The sequence below is a fragment of the Aliikangiella sp. G2MR2-5 genome (assembly GCF_015687155.1).
GTDB lineage: Bacteria > Pseudomonadota > Gammaproteobacteria > Enterobacterales > Kangiellaceae > Aliikangiella.
In genome coordinates, this window is the sequence record NZ_JADPQF010000002.1 from 193,007 (window position 1) to 213,219 (window position 20,213).

At 42.8% G+C, this 20,213-nt stretch carries 18 protein-coding genes and 1 riboswitch; of the genes, 8 read left to right on the plus strand and 10 right to left on the minus strand.

Annotated elements, in window-relative coordinates; translation table 11 throughout:
* Window positions 1-113: 113 nt before the first annotated feature.
* Window positions 114-827: a DNA/RNA nuclease SfsA gene (gene sfsA, locus IYN84_RS08250; protein WP_196138736.1), complete on the minus strand. Its 714-nt coding sequence runs from the start codon at window positions 825-827 to the stop codon at window positions 114-116.
* Window positions 828-1,176: 349 nt separating this feature from the next.
* On the opposite strand from sfsA, the gene IYN84_RS08255 reads away from it, so the two are divergent.
* The 7 genes from IYN84_RS08255 (at window position 1,177) to IYN84_RS08285 (ending at window position 7,256) form a co-directional block, all read left to right on the plus strand.
* Complete coding sequence (locus IYN84_RS08255; RefSeq protein WP_196138737.1) at window positions 1,177-1,377, plus strand: hypothetical protein; 201 nt, start codon at window positions 1,177-1,179, stop codon at window positions 1,375-1,377.
* Window positions 1,378-1,592: 215 nt separating this feature from the next.
* Window positions 1,593-2,753, plus strand: a complete 1,161-nt coding sequence (gene metK, locus IYN84_RS08260; protein ID WP_196138738.1) for a methionine adenosyltransferase — start codon at window positions 1,593-1,595, stop codon at window positions 2,751-2,753.
* A gap of 99 nt (window positions 2,754-2,852) precedes the next feature.
* Window positions 2,853-2,958, plus strand: a riboswitch (S-adenosyl-L-homocysteine riboswitch).
* Between the two features lie 16 nt (window positions 2,959-2,974).
* Complete coding sequence (ahcY, locus tag IYN84_RS08265; protein ID WP_196138739.1) at window positions 2,975-4,372, plus strand: adenosylhomocysteinase; 1,398 nt, start codon at window positions 2,975-2,977, stop codon at window positions 4,370-4,372.
* 99 nt (window positions 4,373-4,471) lie between these two features.
* On the plus strand, window positions 4,472-5,194 hold the full coding sequence (locus IYN84_RS08270) for a 16S rRNA (uracil(1498)-N(3))-methyltransferase (RefSeq protein ID WP_196138740.1): 723 nt from the start codon (window positions 4,472-4,474) through the stop codon (window positions 5,192-5,194).
* A 393-nt stretch (window positions 5,195-5,587) separates the two neighbouring features.
* Window positions 5,588-6,130, plus strand: coding sequence for a hypothetical protein (locus tag IYN84_RS08275; RefSeq protein ID WP_196138741.1), 543 nt, complete (start codon window positions 5,588-5,590; stop codon window positions 6,128-6,130).
* A 79-nt stretch (window positions 6,131-6,209) separates the two neighbouring features.
* Window positions 6,210-6,770 (plus strand): hypothetical protein, encoded by a 561-nt coding sequence (locus tag IYN84_RS08280; protein WP_196138742.1) that lies wholly within the window; start codon window positions 6,210-6,212, stop codon window positions 6,768-6,770.
* A 9-nt stretch (window positions 6,771-6,779) separates the two neighbouring features.
* Window positions 6,780-7,256, plus strand: coding sequence for a hypothetical protein (locus IYN84_RS08285; protein ID WP_196138743.1), 477 nt, complete (start codon window positions 6,780-6,782; stop codon window positions 7,254-7,256).
* Between the two features lie 117 nt (window positions 7,257-7,373).
* Here the strand turns inward: IYN84_RS08285 and IYN84_RS08290 are convergent, their stop codons facing one another.
* Window positions 7,374-7,661, minus strand: coding sequence for a YciI family protein (locus IYN84_RS08290; protein ID WP_196138744.1), 288 nt, complete (start codon window positions 7,659-7,661; stop codon window positions 7,374-7,376).
* An 89-nt stretch (window positions 7,662-7,750) separates the two neighbouring features.
* On the opposite strand from IYN84_RS08290, the gene IYN84_RS08295 reads away from it, so the two are divergent.
* A complete protein-coding gene (locus IYN84_RS08295; RefSeq protein ID WP_196138745.1) occupies window positions 7,751-8,080 on the plus strand; it encodes a helix-turn-helix domain-containing protein in 330 nt (109 codons plus the stop codon).
* Window positions 8,081-8,561: 481 nt separating this feature from the next.
* Here IYN84_RS08295 and IYN84_RS08300 read toward each other — a convergent pair whose 3' ends face one another.
* From IYN84_RS08300 to IYN84_RS21665, 8 genes are all read right to left on the minus strand, one after another.
* Window positions 8,562-11,075, minus strand: coding sequence for a TcfC E-set like domain-containing protein (locus tag IYN84_RS08300; RefSeq protein WP_196138746.1), 2,514 nt, complete (start codon window positions 11,073-11,075; stop codon window positions 8,562-8,564).
* Between the two features lie 44 nt (window positions 11,076-11,119).
* Window positions 11,120-11,860 (minus strand): molecular chaperone, encoded by a 741-nt coding sequence (locus IYN84_RS08305; RefSeq protein WP_196138747.1) that lies wholly within the window; start codon window positions 11,858-11,860, stop codon window positions 11,120-11,122.
* 159 nt (window positions 11,861-12,019) lie between these two features.
* Window positions 12,020-12,724, minus strand: a complete 705-nt coding sequence (locus tag IYN84_RS08310) for a hypothetical protein (RefSeq protein ID WP_196138748.1) — start codon at window positions 12,722-12,724, stop codon at window positions 12,020-12,022.
* Between the two features lie 208 nt (window positions 12,725-12,932).
* Complete coding sequence (locus tag IYN84_RS08315; RefSeq protein WP_196138749.1) at window positions 12,933-14,423, minus strand: hypothetical protein; 1,491 nt, start codon at window positions 14,421-14,423, stop codon at window positions 12,933-12,935.
* Window positions 14,424-14,558: 135 nt separating this feature from the next.
* On the minus strand, window positions 14,559-15,935 hold the full coding sequence (locus IYN84_RS08320; protein ID WP_196139174.1) for a DUF3482 domain-containing protein: 1,377 nt from the start codon (window positions 15,933-15,935) through the stop codon (window positions 14,559-14,561).
* Window positions 15,928-17,085 carry a DUF2868 domain-containing protein gene (locus tag IYN84_RS08325; RefSeq protein WP_196138750.1) on the minus strand — a complete coding sequence of 386 codons (1,158 nt, stop codon included), beginning with the start codon at window positions 17,083-17,085 and terminating at the stop codon, window positions 15,928-15,930. Before IYN84_RS08325 ends, IYN84_RS08320 begins: the two co-directional genes overlap by 8 nt.
* Entirely contained in the window at window positions 17,075-17,545 is a 471-nt protein-coding gene (locus IYN84_RS08330; protein ID WP_196138751.1) for a chemotaxis protein CheW, read from the minus strand. Before IYN84_RS08330 ends, IYN84_RS08325 begins: the two co-directional genes overlap by 11 nt.
* A 56-nt stretch (window positions 17,546-17,601) precedes the next feature.
* Window positions 17,602-20,205 carry a chemotaxis protein CheB gene (locus IYN84_RS21665; RefSeq protein WP_196138752.1) on the minus strand — a complete coding sequence of 868 codons (2,604 nt, stop codon included), beginning with the start codon at window positions 20,203-20,205 and terminating at the stop codon, window positions 17,602-17,604.
* Window positions 20,206-20,213: the final 8 nt, after the last annotated feature.

The following is a 20,213-nucleotide window of genomic DNA, read 5'->3' on the forward strand; positions in this document are numbered from 1 at the left end:
AGCAGCTTGATACTTATCCGGCAGTTCTTGCGTCCTGGCTGTTAAGTAAAACTATCACGGATCTATTATAAAACATATCTACATATTACCATGGATTATATATTAATAAGCATTTAACTCGGTATTACAACCGGCAATTCACAATCAATCTCAAATTTAGATGGTGACATTTTTACTGCGTAGGCCAAAATTTCGACGCCTCTTTCAGCTGCTTCCTTAAGTAATCTAGTATACTTTTCATCAATATGCTCTGCTGCAGCGACTTTCTTGATACCTTCATGCTGCACCACAAACAGCAATGCCGCTCGGTGACCTTGCTCTACGCAACCGATCAACTCGCGCAAATGCTTCTGTCCGCGCTCGCTTACCGCATCGGGAAAATACCCGATCGAGTCGCTTTCGAGCAAAGTTACACTTTTTACTTCTATGAATATTTTTGAGCCGTTTACATCCTTCAGCAAAATATCAATTTTGCTGTTCTCTTCCCCATAGCGAACTTCCCGCCGAAGAGACTGAAAATCAGCAAATTGTTCAATTTTTCCTGCTTCGAGCGCTTCAACAGCCAGTTGATTCGCGAGATGAGTATTGATTCCGATTTTTTGCCCTTGTTGGTTTTCAGTCATAACCCAGGTATAACGATATTTCCGCTTTGGATTCTCACTGTCTAAAATCCAGGCTTTCCAGCCTTCCCCCCAACAATTCTTCATCGAGCCAGTATTAGGACAGTGTACAGTAAATATTTCACCTTTATCACGAGATACATCCGCAAGAAAGCGTTTATAGCGCTTGATTAAAGTTACATCTTCTAAAGGCTGAGAAAATTTCATCGCTAAACGGGACTTTTGAAAAACGAGCACTCTATCAAAGATATGAATTAATGCACAATAACTTACAGGTGTAGTTGGTACCTATTCAGACAATTCAATATCTTTATCGACGTTTAGTAGATAGTTAGTAGACAGTGGCAGGGCATTTACAAAGATTCCATATCGCTCTCATCCCAAAAGCGTTTCCCAGAATCTGGACTTCCGCCCTTCCAGTAATCCAATACAGCAATCCAATAAAGATGTCCAAAACAACCAATAGCTAGACCGCTCATACAAGCAATCATTTAAGCCATTTTACTGGCCACTTTGCGGTCTTTTCGACCAACTTCAACTAGTCGGCCTCACAACCATGGGTCTTGATGACCCTTCATCTTATTACCATGCCTCCAGCGCCAGCAAGCAGCAAGCAGCAAGCAGCAAGCAGCAAGCAGCAAGCAGCAAGCAGCAAGCAGGAGTGTCGGCTAGTACACATAACTATATGATAATAGGTAAATTAATTAATTCATGTTGGCACCTCATTGAGTCAGAACACATCTACTCTGATGATTGATAAGCAAAGTAATTTGCGCTTTTACACCCAATAACTGTCCGCTATAGTGAAATATACTTAAAATCCGTGTAAATACTCGCGTTAGACGGTACAATGTGCGCTTATTTTTTGGTCACAAGTCGCCCGGGCTAAGATAATTTCCTAGAGCGACAATTAAACTGGCGTTACGACCTGAAAAATGGAAAGACGCCCAAATAATATGAGGTTTTTTACCGATGGCAGAGTATTCTTTATTCACATCAGAGTCTGTTTCCGAGGGACATCCAGACAAAATTGCCGATCAAATATCCGATGCCGTGCTTGACGAGATTCTAAAGCAGGACAAAAACGCCCGTGTTGCGGTTGAAACTATGGTTAAAACCGGAATGGCGATTGTCGCAGGTGAAGTAACAACCAGCGCGTGGGTTGATCTTGAAGATGTGGTTCGCTCTACGATTTGTGATATAGGTTATACCAGTTCTGAAATGGGCTTTGACGGTCAAACTTGCGCTGTTATCAACGCTATAGGCAAACAATCTCCAGATATTAACCAGGGTGTTGATCGAGAAGAGAAAGAGAAACAGGGCGCTGGCGATCAAGGGTTAATGTTTGGCTATGCGACAAATGAAACAGATGTTCTGATGCCGGCGGCAATCACCTGGTCTCATCAACTGGTTGAACGCCAGGCAATGGTTCGAAAAAATGGCACCTTGTCCTGGTTACGTCCAGATGCCAAGAGCCAGGTAACGCTTCGCTATGACAATGGCAAGCCAGTAGCAATAGACGCAGTAGTACTTTCGACACAGCATAATCCTGATGTAAGTCAGAGCGATCTTCAGGAAGCGGTCAGAGAACTTATTATAAAGCCTATTCTTCCACAAGAGCTGCTACATGCCGATACAAAATTCCACATCAATCCGACTGGCAACTTTGTTATCGGTGGTCCGGTTGGAGATTGTGGATTAACCGGTAGAAAAATAATCGTCGATACTTATGGCGGTTCAGCTCACCATGGTGGTGGAGCATTCTCAGGAAAAGATCCATCTAAAGTTGACCGTTCTGCAGCTTATGCTGGTCGTTATGTTGCTAAAAATATAGTAGCTGCAGGCCTTGCAGATCGCTGTGAAATTCAAGTTTCCTATGCCATCGGTGTTGCAGAACCAACCAGTATCAGCCTGAACACTTTTGGTACTGCGAAAATCGAAGAAGCGAAACTTGCTGAGCTAGTAAAGCGTCATTTCGATCTGACACCTTACGGGATTATCAAGATGCTTGACCTGATTCGTCCAATCTATAAGAAAACAGCTGCTTACGGTCACTTCGGTCGAGAAGATGCTGACTTTAGCTGGGAAAAAACAGACAAAGCAGAAGCGCTTAGAGCTGACGCAGGCATCTAAATTCATCAAAGAAAAGGTTCAAGAATCGAATCTTCGAATATCAGAATTCTTTTCTACTATGCTTAAGCCAGCGATTAATTGCTGGCTTTTCCTATCTTGTCGGTTGAGGGGCGCTGCAGCGGTTTAGGGAAAACCTGATAAAGGTTTGCTTTTACCGTCACGCTCAATTGGCAAGCAATAAACATTTCAAGGGCGCTCTATTCAACTGGAGAGCAAGTAAAATGAGTAACAACGACTTTTACGTAAAGGATCTGTCTCAAGCAGAATGGGGCAGAAAAGAAATCGCTATTGCGGAAACCGAAATGCCTGGCCTGATAGCCATGCGCGAAGAGTTTGGCAACAGCAAACCATTAAAAGGTGCTCGCATCGCTGGTTCATTACATATGACCATCCAGACTGCGGTACTTATCGAAACACTTGTTGAGCTTGGCGCCGAAGTACGCTGGGCTTCTTGTAATATCTATTCCACTCAGGATCATGCTGCAGCGGCAATCGCTGACAAGGGTATTCCTGTTTTCGCTTATAAAGGCGAGACTTTAGAAGAGTACTGGGAATTCACTCACAAGATTTTGGATTGGGGGAATGGTGAAACGGCTAACATGATTCTGGATGACGGTGGTGATGCAACACTGGCAGTTATTCTCGGCCGTAAGGCAGCAAAGGACATTAGTCTTCTGGATAATCCTGGAAGCGAAGAAGAAACATTCCTGTATGCTTCTATTAAGAAAAAGTTGGCAGAAGATCCTGAGTTTTATGATCGCGTAGGTGACTCTATTCAAGGTGTAACAGAAGAAACCACTACCGGGGTTAATCGACTCAACCAGATGGCCAAAGAAGGTACGCTTCCGTTCCCAGCCATCAATGTTAACGACTCTGTTACTAAGTCTAAATTTGACAACCTATATGGTTGCCGAGAGTCTTTACTCGACGGAATCAAGCGGGCAACCGATGTAATGATTGCGGGCAAGATCGCAGTCGTTTGTGGTTATGGTGACGTGGGTAAAGGTTGCGCTCAATCTCTACGAGGTCAAGGCGCTACTGTTTTTGTTACCGAAATTGATCCTATTTGTGCCTTGCAAGCAGCAATGGAAGGTTATCGAGTGGTCACTGTCGAAGATGTTGTTGATCAAGCAGACATCTTTGTTACGACAACCGGTAACTATGACATCATCCGTCACGACCATATGCTGGCGATGAAGGATCAAGCCATCGTCTGTAATATCGGTCACTTTGACAATGAAATTCAGGTTGCCGAGCTAAAGCAATATGAATGGGAGAATATTAAGCCTCAAGTCGATCACGTTATTTTCCCAGATGGTAAACGTATTATTTTGTTGGCCGAGGGCAGATTGGTAAATCTAGGTTGTGCCACAGGCCACCCTAGCTTTGTTATGTCTAACTCTTTTACCAATCAAACATTGGCGCAAATTGAGCTGTGGAAAAATGGCGATCAATATGAAAATCAGGTTTATGTTTTACCGAAGCACCTGGATGAAAAAGTCGCTCGTCTTCACCTGCAAAAAATTGGTGCAAAGCTGACTGTTCTAACGCAAGAACAAGCCGACTACATTAATGTAAGTGTTGATGGCCCTTATAAACCGGATCACTATCGCTACTAACAGACAAATCTGTTTGTAGTAACAAGTAGTCACTCATCGAGGGCCTCCCAGCCCTCGATGGATATAGGCTTCTTTTCTGTATTCACGGATCACTCATTTATGCGCAGCCACCGTTTCTTTGCTTCAATACCACTAGAAAGTAATAAAGAGCTGGAGCTTCCCAAAGAAGTAAGTCATCACTGCATTCAGGTACTGCGTTATTCAGTTGGCAACTCACTCACCCTTTTTAATGGCGATGGCTACGATTATCCAGCAACCATTTTGCGCACTGAAGGCAAGAAAGCCTGGGTTCTTACTGGCCAGAAAATTCTCGCGCAGAATGAATCATCACTCAATATTCACCTGGTTCAAGCACTTGCAAAGGGCGACAAAATGGACTGGGTTATTCAAAAATGTGTCGAGTTAGGCGTAAAAGAAATCACTCCGGTCATTAGCGAACGAAGCAACGTTAAACTGGATCCCAAACGGCAAGCTAAAAAGCAGGAGCATTGGCAAAAGGTCATTGAAAGTGCGTGCGAACAATCTGGTCGAGCAAGCATACCTAAATTGAACTCTATTTCTATGTTAAAAGATGTAGAACTCGAAGAAGATTCCTCCAAGCTGTTTTTGGAGCCATCAGCTAATACCCGCTTTGGTGACAAATTGGAATGCAATAGAATAGTGCTTTTTGTCGGGCCAGAGGGCGGCTTTTCAGCTACAGACCACTCAATTATTCAGCTACTCGGTGGGCAAGGCGTAAAATTAGGCCCTAGAATTCTGAGAACGGAGACTGCTGGATTAGCAGCAATAGCCATTCTGCAATCCCACTACGGCGATTTATAATCTTTTAGTATTGTAAATATTTACAATACGTTAGCAGACAAAATCTGACCAGTGTCCAAATTTTGACACTTTTTTCTATTCAGTATTTGTGATTTTCATCACGCTCTCCTTTTTTTTACTTAAAAATCAACATGTTAAAAATTCATGTTTATTAAAGTTCTCCTTGCATGACAATTTTTGTCACTTAAGGGTGACACTATTTATCACGATTATTCCTTATTATTCAATGAGTTAAGAAAAAAAGCTATTGTAATACTTTAACTATTAAAATAGAATTACAGTGAAAATATCCCACAGGGATCGAGCGGGTGAAATAATAACAGGGGTCGAGAGGCGTTTTGAGAAGTAGCGTCTCATAAGAAAATAAAAAATCAGTCAACTAAGGGTTTTATTATGAAATACTCGCGTTTGATCAAAACTTCACTTTTCGCTTTAGGTGTAACCACAACTTCAGTAATGGCTGCAACACAAGGCTCACTGGGAACTACCTCGGAAGGAGACTTACTGATCTCTTTATCCGTTGGCGATCTTATCCAAATCAACAACCTGAATGATATTGCTCTGGGTACCTTTAACGGCGGTACTGCAGACTTGAATGGCTCTGACAGCTTCTGTATTTATCGCAATGGCGGTACCGGCTATAACGTCACCATGAGCGGTAGTGGTACCGGCGGTGCATTTGAACTTGCCGGCGGCGGTAATACGCTGAATTACTCTGTTTCATTTGAAAACCTTGATGCAGGTAGCGCCGCTGTTGCTATGACAGCAGGTTCTACACTTAACGGAGTGACCGGCGCAAACAATACCGATAATACCTGCGGTAGCGCGGCAGCAGACAACGCACAAGTTAACGTTAACGTTGCCAACGCAGATCTCGCAGCAGTGCCTCCAGGTTCTTATACCGGTACATTGACCATTCTGGTAGCTCCTGAATAAAACCAATCAGCAACTGCCCGGCATTTTCCCCTTTGTCGGGCGGTTCGCTTATTCGGTGTTTTCCGGGGAGCATCGTAAAATGGCTAACATCATGGAATGGCTCAGATACTCTAGCTCTATCCTGCTGGTATTCATCCTACTGGCCAAGGCTTCTTTTTGCCACGGAGCGACGCAAGGGGAATTTGGCAGTAATTCTCAAGGCGATGTCGAGATCACGCTAACACTTGGTTTACTCACCAGAATTACCGGTCTTGCCGATATTAACTTTGGCAACTGGACAGGCGGCTCTCTGACCTCAGATCAAAATATCTGTATCGGCCTTTACGGCACCAATAATTATCGAATAACAGCAACAGGTAGTGGCGATAATTCCAATGTCAATTCTTTTGCACTATCCAACGGCGTCGACTATCTGCCTTATCGCGTTTTTTATAACGACACCTCATCAACTTCCGGTAGAGTTGAACTCGTCAGCGCCCAACCTTTAACCGGGCAGACCGCATCCAATGCTTTCTGGAATATTTTCGGTTGCCTGACGACCAATGCCAATCTCAGCATGTTAATTGAAGAACCGGCTTTACTCTCGGTTCCGCCGGCCAGTTATACCGGTACCTTAACCCTGACAATCATTCCCGAGTAGGCACGAAGAATGATTGCTAAAAAACTCACAAAACTTTTCAAACTGTTACTCGGCTTCGCTTTGTTCTTTGGACAAAACCTGGTTATTGCCGAGGTCAAAGTGTCTAATCTGGATGATTTTGTTTTTGGTCGCTATTCCGGTTTTGGGAACTTACAAAGCAACGATAACATTTGTATCAATGTGATCCCGCGAGGACGATATAATGTGACTTTCTGGGGAAGCGGTCCGGCAGGCGCATTCGAAGTGACCAATGGCGTTGATAGCCTGGCTTATGAACTGAAGTTTAACAATCGACCAAGAACTACTGGTGGAAAAAAAGTTTCTCCGGGAATACCTTTAGCAAATCAGCGCAGAGCGAGTCAGAGTCTGGATTGTCCTTCGCAATTGAACGCCAATATATCAGTGAGCTTTCTGGCACAAACCTTACAGGCCGCTAATCCGGGATACTATCAGGGGACGCTGACTTTGGTATTGGCGCCGGAATAAATTGACGTCGGAGTAGATTGACGGGTGCTTAGCGCCCTAATGAAAATATTTTAATCAATTGACCTAAATGCAAGCGGAAGCTGCAAAACAATTACTAAGTCCCGCTTAATTGGCTTGCTAGGCTACAATATTTGAGTAATCTTTAGAAGCCATAACAGGTACAAACTCAGTAATAGAATAACTTGCCACACCACTTTTGATAAATGGATCTGACTTCAAAACTTGAACTAGCTCTTGCTCACTTGAATGCATGGATATAAGAATTCCTCCAGTTCTTGGCACTTTCCTGCCACCAAACATCAATTTGTTAGATTTGTATTCTTCCTCCAGGTAACTCTTGTGCTGAGTTGTTAATTCAGGCGTGATCTTTTCCACATCCGTAAAAATCATATCGACTAAAAACATAATTATCTCGCTTTTTTGATGGATTAATATAAAATCGCTACTTATTTAGTAGCATATCGTACCGCTACTTTTTTAGAAGCGCAAGAGTTATGACGACACCATTACCAAATAAACCCGTTAGAGGTTCAAATTCAGGTATAGCTATCATGGCGGTTTTTGATCTTCTTGGTCGAAAATGGAACATGAGAGTTATGTGGGAACTTAATACGAAAGCTCTTAGTTTTAGGGAGTTGCAGGCACAGTGTGACGGTATGTCTCCATCCGTTCTAAACGCAAGAATTAAACAGCTTACAGAAGCGAAGTTAGTTTGTAGATCACAAGAAGGTTATAAATTAACTGAATTGGGATGTTCGTTAATGGATACACTTAACCCTTTAAGAAACTGGGCGGTAGAATGGGAAAAGAAATTAAGGAAGTAGCTTTAACATAATGACTCCCTTTGGAGTCTTTATTAAACTCAGTGCTAGCTCCCTATCGTGGGTTAGCTTTTCAGCCAGTGCCATAATATATGAGTCATCAAACACCATTTAAGCTGAGGCTAGCATGAACAGCGATACCATAGTTTTTATTGGAATCGATACTCATAAAGAGTTCACCGAAATTGCGTATTCAGGTTACTCAAGAAAATCAGCTATTGAACACTTTGGACGAATCAAAACCACTAAACCAGCGATTGTAAAATTCGTGAAGCAGATGCAATCGAAATACCCTAAAGCAACCACGGGTTCAATTAACAAGTGCATCACAATCTTTTTACCTGAAGTGCTCAGTTGAATTTATTATCTGACACTTCTCCCGACCAAGAGATAAAGTGATGAAAGGATACAAACAACTGAGCTACAAGCTTGATCCATGTGACTAGTCAAAGAAATGATTAAGAATCTAATGGACTACTTTTGGTCAATCGTTACAACCCCTTTGCCCTAAAAAGTTAACTCCTTCAGTCAAATCATCCGGCGATATAACAACCCGGCACACACTTCCCTCAATATTGGTAAAGCTCATTTCCAGCCCACTAACCGGCACTTCCTGCTGCACCCAGCCTTGATCATCCGAACGTCCATACTCGCCGTTTTCCTGATAAAAAGCATTGGCAAAAGGTTTCTGTTCAGGGTCGATTAATTGAAAAATTGCAACCTTGATTGGTTGAATTTTCCACTGCAAACTTTTGACATTACCCGGGTATAAAGTGAACTCTCTTGGTGTCGAATCAAAGTGAACCAGCGTTTGACCTTTTGGTGTTAAGCTGAGTCGATAAGTATGATAAGGCTGCAGCGCGATAAAGCTACTGGCACCCGACTGGATTCTCGCCTTTTCAGCGCCATTAACGGTAACGATAAAGCTTAGATTTTTGTCGCTGAAATCACGTAGATCGAGCATAACGCCAGAACGCTCGACACGATCGCCTCCGAGCGCAACCTCTCCTCCACCGGAAACCAGATTAACCTGGGTTGCGATAGAATAGTTGGACTGGTTTTCACTATTGCTAATTTGAGAATCAGCGCTTGCTTCAGGCTGAATTCGATCCAGTATCAGTCGACCGTAGCCAAAATCACTATTGATGGTTGACTGAAGCTCGGCACTCGACTGGAATTCACTTCGGTTAACTCCTAAAGATGAATGCAGCCGCCCTAGAGCAAGTTCAGGATTTGAATAACTGATTCGAGCGCTGTTATTCCAGTGAGAAAAGTCTTCGTTCTGAGTTCTTCTATTTTCAAAATTCATGCGAGAATCAAAGCCGACCCTGCCCTGAATAAATCTGATAGAAATACCCGCAGCGATCCGACGTTCGTCATTTTCCTTGCTCGCATCCAAAGTCCAGTCTACAAATAGGCCACCTGTACGCATCAAATTTTTACGAAAGCTTACGCCGATAGCACGATACTTATCGGAGAAGAGACTCTCACTGCTTCGAGAAAAAATATTCAGATTGGCATCGTTTAACGGAACACCAATATTCAAACTGGTTTGTTTCGCTCTGGGTCCTAAAATCGCGTAATCCAGATCGATATCTTGCACAGATTTGATATGGTTTCGACGATAGCTGGCTGAAACATAAAAGTTTGGCATCCTCAAATTCACCAAATAGGCATGAGCATAGTCCTGATCAGAATTTCGAGCATGATTGGTTTGCAATTCAACCCCGTCACCAAACCAGTAGCTACCCACCTCTAAACCTTGCTGAATACGACTGGAAGTTAAGCTCGTACTGAGCCCGAGAAATTCTTTAGGTTTAAACAATGCTCCTGCTCGAAACATATTTTCCTGTTTTTTGGTTGGATAACTCAGCCGCAAGTCGTCTTCCGGGTAGCCTAGCTCAACAAAATAGAGCCACTCGCCCTGCGGCGGTAATTGTAGCGACTTGGAGTAGAAATGTGTTTCGGTTCTCTCCTGACCGCTATCACCGATAATTTTTAATTCCAGATTATAGGCACCTTCAGGGAAGGTTCTCGTATCCAGTTCGATATTTCCTGCCGGATAACTTTGCGCGTCGATTAACTCACCATCCACGTAAATTTCAACTCGGGAGCGTTCGTTCAAAAACACAAATAATTGAGTTCCGGATACCTGCTCCAGGTCGGTGCGGCTGGCCAGGGTTGAGGCTACCCTGAGTCCCATGAAATCATTTTGTGAATAAAAACTATTTCCGTAGGTAGTCGTTCTAAACGTTCCTATCTGATAACTTAAGTCACGTTGCTCAAACGTGAGAGATAGCTGATCAAGACGCTCTCCACTCTCACTATCTGATTCAAAATCTGCTATCAAACGATGGTTACCAAAACCAAAAGTATTGTTAAGGCGTGCAGTGTGAACATCTTCTCTTTGATCGCCACCACTGGCTACCAAAGAAAAGCTACTGATGAGCGACGGCCCTGCATCAGACGGTGGCAAGTATTTCTCTAGCGCAAGTGCTTGTTCAGACTGAAGCTCGGGGTTAATAAATAGGGTTACCCTCAATTGACTTTCGTCAAAAATGACGCCAACAGTTTGAGGATAGAGAACACCACAACTAGCCTGTCCCTGATAAAAACAGATCTGTGCGGTGTTCGTAGCAAGAGGTAGTGATAGCGCGCTTAACAATCTATCCGGCGACTTGACATTTTCAAGTAAGCTCAGCAGCTTTGTAGGCTCTTCAAAGCGAATATAATCGATAGTATAAACAACCATTACCGACCCGAGCATTCTTCCTTGATAAACCACATCAACCAAAGCACTTTGCTCAGCCATTAAATCTTCAAATCCAGCCGGAGCTTCAGTTGTAATTACCGGCTCAGCTTGCGCATTCTTGAAAGTTTCTGCATCTACAAAAATAACAGGATCTGCCTCCGCAGCTGTTAACAGAGGCGCATTCCAAAGTAGCATCATGCAAACGTAAATGATGCCAAGTTTAGTTGGCGGAAATAAAGCTTTCAAATCCCAAAGAGTCCTCATTTTTTATTTTATTTTTGGCGCGAGGATTAGTTTTTCGCTGTTTTTTTATTTGTCTGATCTTGCCGTGGAAAATCGATAACCAACTCGCGATTATCCAGCCCTATCGAATAGTGAATGGTAACATTGGTTTTTAACGGCAGCTCACTTTCCCATCGAGTGTCGGCATAAAGTCGCTTTCCGCTGAGCTCCTTGCACTGGTGTTGCTCATCGCGAAAAGACTGCCCCGGCGGACACTGGTAAACATTCTGGATGAGTATATTGGTATTGCCGGCGTTATATAGATACAATTTTCCATTGTCTATTTTATGTTGAAGATCCGGTTTGATTTTTCCAGGTTGTGACAACACGAGAACTTCGTAAGCAATAATGACTTTGACTGCTGTTTCTCGAGATGAGACCTTACCGACTTCAGGCTTTATAAGTACACGAAAGACTCTGTCCTCTTTCGCTTCAGCAGCATCATCCAGCCTGACGAATCGCACCCGCTTTCTTGCTCCAGGAGCAATCACCATTCTTTGCGGCGTGACCAGAAGTCCAGCGTCTTTCGGATTACGATAGGAAACTCGTTGCGCTTGCTCACTACCAGGATTTTTAATTATGCTAGGTTCAATTCTGATATAGAGCGTTTCATCACCCTGGTTAAAGACTTCGACATCTTCGCTAACCTGTCCACCTGCTTCGAAATGAACAATCGCTTTGCTGATAGATATTCCCGCCAAAGCAGACAAAGAAGAGAATAACCCTAAAATCAAAATAAGTATTCGCACAGAACCGCCCTAAATATTAATTTTCGAAACGTTTCCTTCGCATATACCAGCAGTATTTATTATTTTTATACCGGTGTTTTTAATCCTTTTAGCTACACAGAAATTATACAGGACTAGGAGACAGGAGACTACTCCGGAAAGTATATTGGCAGGGGTATGTTATTCAGCAGCGATAGTAACGGTCAAGGTTCCAGAATAGCCATTTTTCTGGTTGATTTTCCGCCCGTTTTCTAAAGAGATTTTTAATCGACTGTTTTCAGTATTACTACAATAAGGATCGTGACTAAAACTATTCTTATATAAAGCAGATGATTTTAAAGGCGAAAGCGATTTGAAGGCGCTACCTTCATGCTGATACTCCACCTGATACGATAGCTGGTTATTTTCAGTATCACTGAGAACAAGTTTTCCCTCACTCCCCGAGCCTGCCACGTTGAGTTGAAAAAATGCCATTCCCAGGTTGCTAGTACAAAGCGAGTCTGTTACTTGAGCCTTATTCTCGGAAAGCTTCAGATTACTTTTTCCATTAAGCAAAGTCTTCGGCAAAATGGTCACCGAGATCTCACTGGAGGCAGCTGACACTTTACCTGAGTTACCCTGATTGGAGGCAAAGGCAGGACTAAATGGGGCTATGATTAAGGTAATAAATGTTATGACCGCACGCAGCCACCTTTGCTTTCGCAAAGCTTTAGTAAGAGTATCCTGATCGATATAACCCAATGCCAACAGCGCTTCTCCCAAGCGAACTCCCTGACTGGTCTGCATTGCCAAGGCTATTTCCAGTTGTCCCTTACTAATAACTCGGCGTTTGAGTAATAAATCACCTAAACGTGATCTTTGTTCTAGTTGTTTTCTGATATACATCTACTTGAAACACTGATTTTTGTTATTTGGCTCTAAGGCCATTCGACTGACCAAGCTATTCTTGGTAAAGAATAGATAGCATCAGGAATTACCTGTCTGCTTCTTTATCGGCCAGAAATGGGGAGTCTTGAGTAGATTTTAAGTAAATCGACTCGAATGATGATGCTACTTTGTGTGAGTAGTCGTACTATAACCAGGAAAATGAAGTTCAATTAATCAGATTTCTAATATCTACCTCTACTGACTCAACTAATTGAACAGAGGGTTCGCTATGCTGCGTGTCAATCTTTACTCCGAGAGACTCGAATACCGACTCATAGTCTGGAAAGCTTTCGCTCCGCGAAAAGGCTTCAAAGCGAGAACTGAACAAATTAGATGAAGATAACCTGTCCAGTTGAGAAACCAGTTCTCTACCGGTCCATAGTTTTCCACTATCTGTACAACAGCGGTTAAACTCTGCAAGCACTTCTCTAAGTCCGCTTTTACCCCCAGAAGCCTTGTAGAGCTCTCGGTCTATTGATAGAAAATAGGCGGCTCCAGTCCAGTAAATACGCATTGTTCTATCTCTTTGCTTGCCACGCTCTCTTTTTCGCTGCAAAGTTTCTGTAAGTTTTTCCCGACGTAGCTTACTTGTACCGTTTTCTCCCCTTTTTAGACCTTGATAGAGCTTTTGCCAGGCAACTTCTTTGGTTAAAACACCAGCTTTACTCATTAGCAGGTATTGCAAATAGGAGGCTAAACCTTCAGCCAGCCAACTCGACTTATACTCTATTTTTGGAAGTAACAAATGCGAGAATTCATGGAACACAGTCCAATCCTGATAGTAAGCACTAATTGAATATTCAGGAGAAATCACAAGTTTGATAGCATTACCTCCCCCCCGATTGACTTCTCCCCAAGGAACAGGACTTCCCGAATATTTGTCACTAGAAATAACTATCACTTGTAATTGTTTTTCAGGAAAATATCCAAGGTAGTCCGTTAAAGTTTTTGCACTATCAACAATCCACTGCCTTATCGCAAAACGATCTTTAAAGTTACCTAACAACGCAAGATTGACTTTTCTTTCATCACCCAGAGAAATTTGCTCAGCACCTATATCGCCGAAAACCATTGTGCTTCCCCAGTGATGAGGTGCTCGGAACAGCTTAAACTTGCGATTTGACTGAGCATCGGCTTGCCAGGGAACGGAAATAAAAAACCGCGGTTTCAAATCAAACTCAACACGTATTACTTCATCTTTTGCCAAACTTTCAGGAAGCCAAAGCCAGCCATTTTCAGCCTGATAGTTCACTTTCTCCATCTTTTCGCCATCGACTCGCTCAATAAGGTGTTCGCTAATATCGGATGCATACTCGATACAGGCGTTACTCGGTAGCTTCTCTGTTTTCCAGTAGCGTCCCTGGAATTCGATAAACCCTTGAGCCGTCTTCGGAAACTCTATTAGCTTGTCTAAAGCACTATGGGAATCTACAACAAGGTACTCAGGGACTTTTCCTCTGAAACAGATTTCTACATCAACGCGCGTCAGTTCGTCATTTATTTTCACGCGATACAAGTGTTCACGTTGCTGCTTTTCGGAAAAGAGTTGTTGTGCCTCTCCTTCGCGAAAAGGTCTATCATCTTTCGCCCCAGCTCCTGAAGAGAGCAACAACAATGGCAAAATGCAATAAAAGCAGACTCTGAAACTCGTTCTCAAGATATATCACTCTCTCGTGTGAAGATAAGAAATAGCCTAGAAAAAAACTTCTTGAGGGTCGAGTTGGAAATTGTAAGCGAATATATGGAATTTCAATTAAAAAGCTTGAAGAATTATAAATTCAGAATGTCACCGTCAATTTTCACTATCAGCGGTTAAAATTGGAAATAGAATTTCGGATAACCCTTCTACAAATTTTTGCTTTGCCAGTGCCTGACATGCTCGATGGAGAGCTTTTTGCCTATCTTTGTTCATTTTGTCTAATGATAGTTTGAAATCTCCGGATTCAAATTTAGCTGAATGACGGTCAGCATGGTTTCGTTGGCTTACCTGTTGATGAAAATACTTGAAACGGCCGATAATTACGTAGGGAAAGTTGGGATTAGTTATCGGTCCATAGCATGCCTGATAACCGCCAAGAGGAATACCTTGAACTTTTAAGTCGACTAATTTATCGGCACCAAACCAGGCGCTACCAAAGCCGGCAAGTCCACCACCAATTGCACCCAGCATAAAACTATGGCCTGCGACTGCAAGATCAATTGCAGCACCAGCGGTAGCTCCGGCCATAGTCGCAGCAGAGGCCAGCCTTTTTTTGTCTAGTCCCCAGGCATACCATTTTCTCTGGTCGAATAAGTCGGGCGGCAAGTCCAGTTTGTTCATATCAAATTCTACTTGATGATGTTGATAAACCAGAAAAAGATCTCTTACTGCCTTCAGCTCTCTATCTTGCATCCAGCTTTGATATTTTTTTTGTAAAACAGGTTTAATTGCTTTGGCCTGCTCAGGTGAAAGAACTTTTTGTTTTTCACTATGACTAGTTAGATCGTTTAACAACCTGGCAAGAACCTCGGCGCTATCTTTCGCTTTGTTTGCGCGATCTTTTTTCAGGTCATCAACAACCAAGGATAAATTTTCCAACCAATCAGGCTGTAAGTGGGCAAAGGTCTCCAATAAAGAAATCTGTTTGTCGAAGTCCGCGGTCATCGGATTAAAAACTCGCACTGTTTTAAAGTACTGTGCTAGTGCTTTTTGCCACTCCTCGACATGCGACTCATTTTCAATCGGGTTTATTAACGCCATGCTGGGCTGGCCTGTCCAACGTAGTATCTCCATTTCAGGTTCATATTCGATGCCAAAAGGTCTGGAACCATCAACCACATAAAGAATCCCAGCCCCGTTCACAATCGGTTTTAGCAACTCAACTTCGTCTGGAAATTGGCTATAACACTCGCTTGATTCGACAAAAGCTTTCACCGCTTCAGCCCTTTGCGCAGCACTCTCTGCATGCGCCGTCAACCAGGCCAATACTTTTTTGGCACGCTGAAAACCGGGCGTATCAATTAGTTCATACCCAGCGGATTGTGTTTCAACACGATAGCTACTTGAGTGGGTTGTCGTTCCACTTCGACTGGATACAACAATTGAGTCGTTATGACACAAGGTAGATACAATTGACGACTTTCCTTTGTTGGGATGACCAACTACCGCAAAGCAGGCGCGCTTAATCATCACTTACCTCATCCTTTTCTTCTTCATGCAAGGCCAACGGACAAAATACTTGCCAGCGAGACAAGTGAGAAACAAAGCGTAACCATTCGTCAAAGTGTTTCGGCTGAAGTACCTTAACTTTTTCTGCTTCCCAGTCCACTGGAAATATATATCCTTGTCCGCTTTCCATATAATCTTTAAGTTCACCCAGAGGAGGTTCCCAGGACTTAACTACTATGAGTTGCCTACCTTGCCAACGTTCGGCAATTTTTTGCTCCGACTCACTAGCCAGAGGTCCTGCTTTTAACTGTTTTTCTTCATTTGTAATATCGAACCAGTCAGGTAAAAACTCTCTGATTAATTGTAAATCGATCCCGGCCCAATTGGTTAATACGAAATCTCCTTCCAAATTCTGAACAGTTTTAATATTACGTATACTATTACTGTTCTTTTTAATTACCTTATCTTTTTCCTTTTCAAGTCGAGACTCCAAATCATTGTTGAGCGTTCGAATGAATAGAAAGCGAGCGTAGAGATAACACAAAAGTCTTGGAAAGAAACAATAAAAAAGCTGAATTGCCAAAATAAACTGCCACCAGCTTCCATATATCTGGGCATTGGACGTTGTGGTAGCTAATCTTGAATCTCGAGTTTGCAACAACATATTCAAATTTGGTTGAGCCTGTTCCCAAAAGCCCCAGGGAATTGATAACCCTGTTAAAACCTCATTGAGCGACTCAGCACTTAAGATTGTGCTTCGCCAAACAAAATTAATATCTGTCGCAATCAGCAATACAGCAAAAACTAAAAGACTTCCTATAGAATAAGCGACTGCCGCAAGCTGGCTTTGCATAAATAACCATTGCTTATTCAACTTCAACTGTTGAAGGTTACGTTGATGTGAAATAAATTCATCAGAGCGAAATGGTAACCAGCTCATAAATCTGGCAATGTTTACTTCTTTGCCTGACACATGCGCTAACAATGAAACAATAGTACTTGCCAGTGGAATGACTAAATAGATTATCAGCAAATAGAGTAGATTGACTCTTCCGTGTGAGTCACCTGAGAGAACTGAATAGGCGAGCACAAGCCCCAGACAACCGCCAAGTACAATTGTCGGCCAGTGGAACTTAATGAGGTTTAAAGAGGGAGGAGAATTATGCGGCACTCTCAGTAGCCAATATCATTTCTTCAAGTTTATCCAGATCAGGAATAGCAGCTTCAACTCCGTCAACAGTTACTTTCATTTTTTCAGCGCCAGATGTTACATCAGCGTCAATACACTTGATATTTTCAGGAGTTACGTGAGAAAGTCGCGGAATCCCTTGTACGACAATGGCAATATAAGGAAGCTCAGTATTTGCATTGAGCGTGTGTGTAATAGCGACACGTGAACGCTTGTTTGCTTGAGGATCTTCTGATCCACTAATTACATCGACAGAGATAAGAGGAATATCTTTACCTCGCCATAACAAATGTCCCAAAAACCATTTAGGTCTGTCTCCCTGTTCAAAGAGATCAACGTTACTGAACGGAACAATTTCCGCAACATTCGTATTAGGCAAGAGAATGTTTCCCTGAACGGTCGGGATCATCAAGCTGTACACTTCTTCACTATGTGTTGCCATAAAACTTTAACCTCTTTCTGTCGCACCTGAAGCTTACCACTATTTTACAAGCAGTCCTAAGCGTGGGCGCTTAAATATGTTACCAAATTTTGCGCTAAATCTTCCGGTGTTCCAATAAAATCAACTTCACCACTGTCAATAATCGCACTAGGCATCGTCGGATTAGCACAAGTATCAAGCGATTGAGCCCACACTTGCCCACCTTTTTCGCGCAGTCGACGAGCACCGTTTACTCCGTCCTGTCCCATTCCACTGAATATAATAGCTCCCGCTGATTCTCCATATGCATGGCTGACTGACTCAATGACATCATCTATACAAGGAGAGTATGGACCACTCCACTTCTGCGAATGGTCAACTAGCATAGATCCATCTTTGAGAAATACTGTTTTCCCTTTTAAAGGGGCAATATAAAATTTGCCGCGGGACATTTCATTACTTCCGTTAGCCACTGTCACTTCAAAGTCACTACTGTTGGTCAAAATTTCAGCCAAAACAGGTAAGAAGTTTTCGTCGATGTGCTGAGCGATAATAAAGCTGGCTTTAATATCCGAGGGCAATGATTGCATAAATCGCTTAACCGCAGCCGGACCGCCCAAGGACGCACCGATGACCCAGCACGGGATTTTTTCATGGACAACAATTGGAGTTTTTTCTACTTCAAACTCAATTCCAGAGGCAGTTTCATCCAGCATTGGAATCTCAAATACTTCTTCACTTTGCTGCGATTCTTCAGATAGGACAGTTCCATCTACAGGACTAAAACATTGTTCTTCTTCAAGCAAATTATCAGAAGTGTTTTCCTCTTCAGCCTCAACCACTACACCATCTAACTCAAATGAATCTAGCGCCAGAGCATCCTCACTAGAATCATCTGAAGTCAACAATTCAGGCTCACAATAGCTCTCAGCATCATCTAAAGACTGCTCAAAAGCATGCGGAGGGTGTTCATCCTCAGCTTTTTGCTTTGAAGAAACAGATTCAACAGCTTGCTTTGCAAAATTGCTTACAGCTTCCGGAGATAATTCAGTTTCACTTTCGGTTTGTAGAAGCTCAAGGTCATCTGGAACTTCATCAAGATTTACCCTATCTTCTTCAAGCTCGAGAGAAGATAAATCAGAGGCTGGAGAAGGCACAGCTGTATTGACATCACGACTTGCGTCATCTTTGAGTGTATCGAAGTCATTTTCACCTAAGCTACTCTCATCTAAGCTACTCTCATCTAAGCTACTCTCATCTAAGCTACTCTCATCTAAGCTACTATCATCAAAGTTATCATCACCAAAGCTATCATCAAGAAAATTTGCCTTCCCGGAACTTTTCAGCTCCCCTTCCATAGGTTCCAATGAAAGATTAGTTTCAGGCATACTAACCGTGGAGGTTTCAACATGAGCTTGCTCAGAAAGTTTTTCTTCTGGCTGAGGTGCACTGTCATTTTCGACATCTTCTTCTAGACTATTATCGTCAGACAAAAAATTAGCTTTTCCTGGTGAATGAGTTTCTTCAGCCAAAGGCTCTAAAGATAGATGCTCAGTACTGATTGACTCACTTTCACTATTTTCTATTCCAGTATCTGCAGCCGGCCTTTGTTCCGGTTCATCTTCCAGTTCTTCTTCCTCAAAAGAAACACTACTTTCCCAATCAGGTTCAAGACTCATATCCAGATCATCGTCGTCTAGCTCCAGATCAAGGGAACCTTGAAGATCATCATTCAATGCTTGTCTGTTTTGCTCCTGGGTCTGCTTCGATTTTTCCGCAATAGCCGACTCCAGATTATTATCGAACTGGTCGAACTCCAGCTCAAGCTCTTCATCATCATTTTCAGACGACTCTTCTGCAAGTTGATCAAGTTGTAGCTCGAACTCATCTAACGAATCAGACGACTCATTCTCGCCCACCAACTCTTCTTGCTGTAATTCTTGCTCAATTACGACCTCTTCAACTAGAGGTTCGTGCTCAGTCTCAGCATCTGCGTCTGCCTTTTGCTGGATATCCTGGGTCGTTTCTACTTGCTCCAACCCCATCACATCTTCGCTTAACACAGGTGAAATATCTTCAAGCTCAGAGACAAGTTCAGCGGCGATATCTTTTGGCAGCCCGACAGAAGTAATTTCCAGCTCATTCAACGACTCGTCGAGGCTTCTTTCCATTTCTTCTATATCTAACGACGCCCCTTCAGCAAGAGTCAGCGAATTCAACTCATTTGCAGACGCTACTTCGTCTGACGCTTGCATACCAGATACCTCTTCCCCAGACTCTCCTTCAATTTCAGGGCCTGCTTGGGAAAGAGCTTCGGGCTCAGACTCAAGTTCGGGCTCAGACTCAACTTCCGACTTTTCTAATCCGGTAATTTCATAGAGACGTTCAATTAGGTTGGCACACCAATACTCAGGATGAGACTGTTTAGTCAAAGTACCTGGTTCACTGAAATAAACGGGGATCTCAGATTCATCCAGCAAGTGATCGACTGCATCATGCCAGGAATCATCGTCAACATTTAGCAACCATACATGAATGGATTGATCACCGATGTGCTCGTCTTGGATTTCTGCAGGCGAAATATTATAAACTATCTGCGCAGCCTGACTTTCCAATAAACTAACTAGTTGTGCACTCTCTTCGTCAACCGAAGTAACCAGTCCGATTTTTAAACCGCTCACTTTCTTCC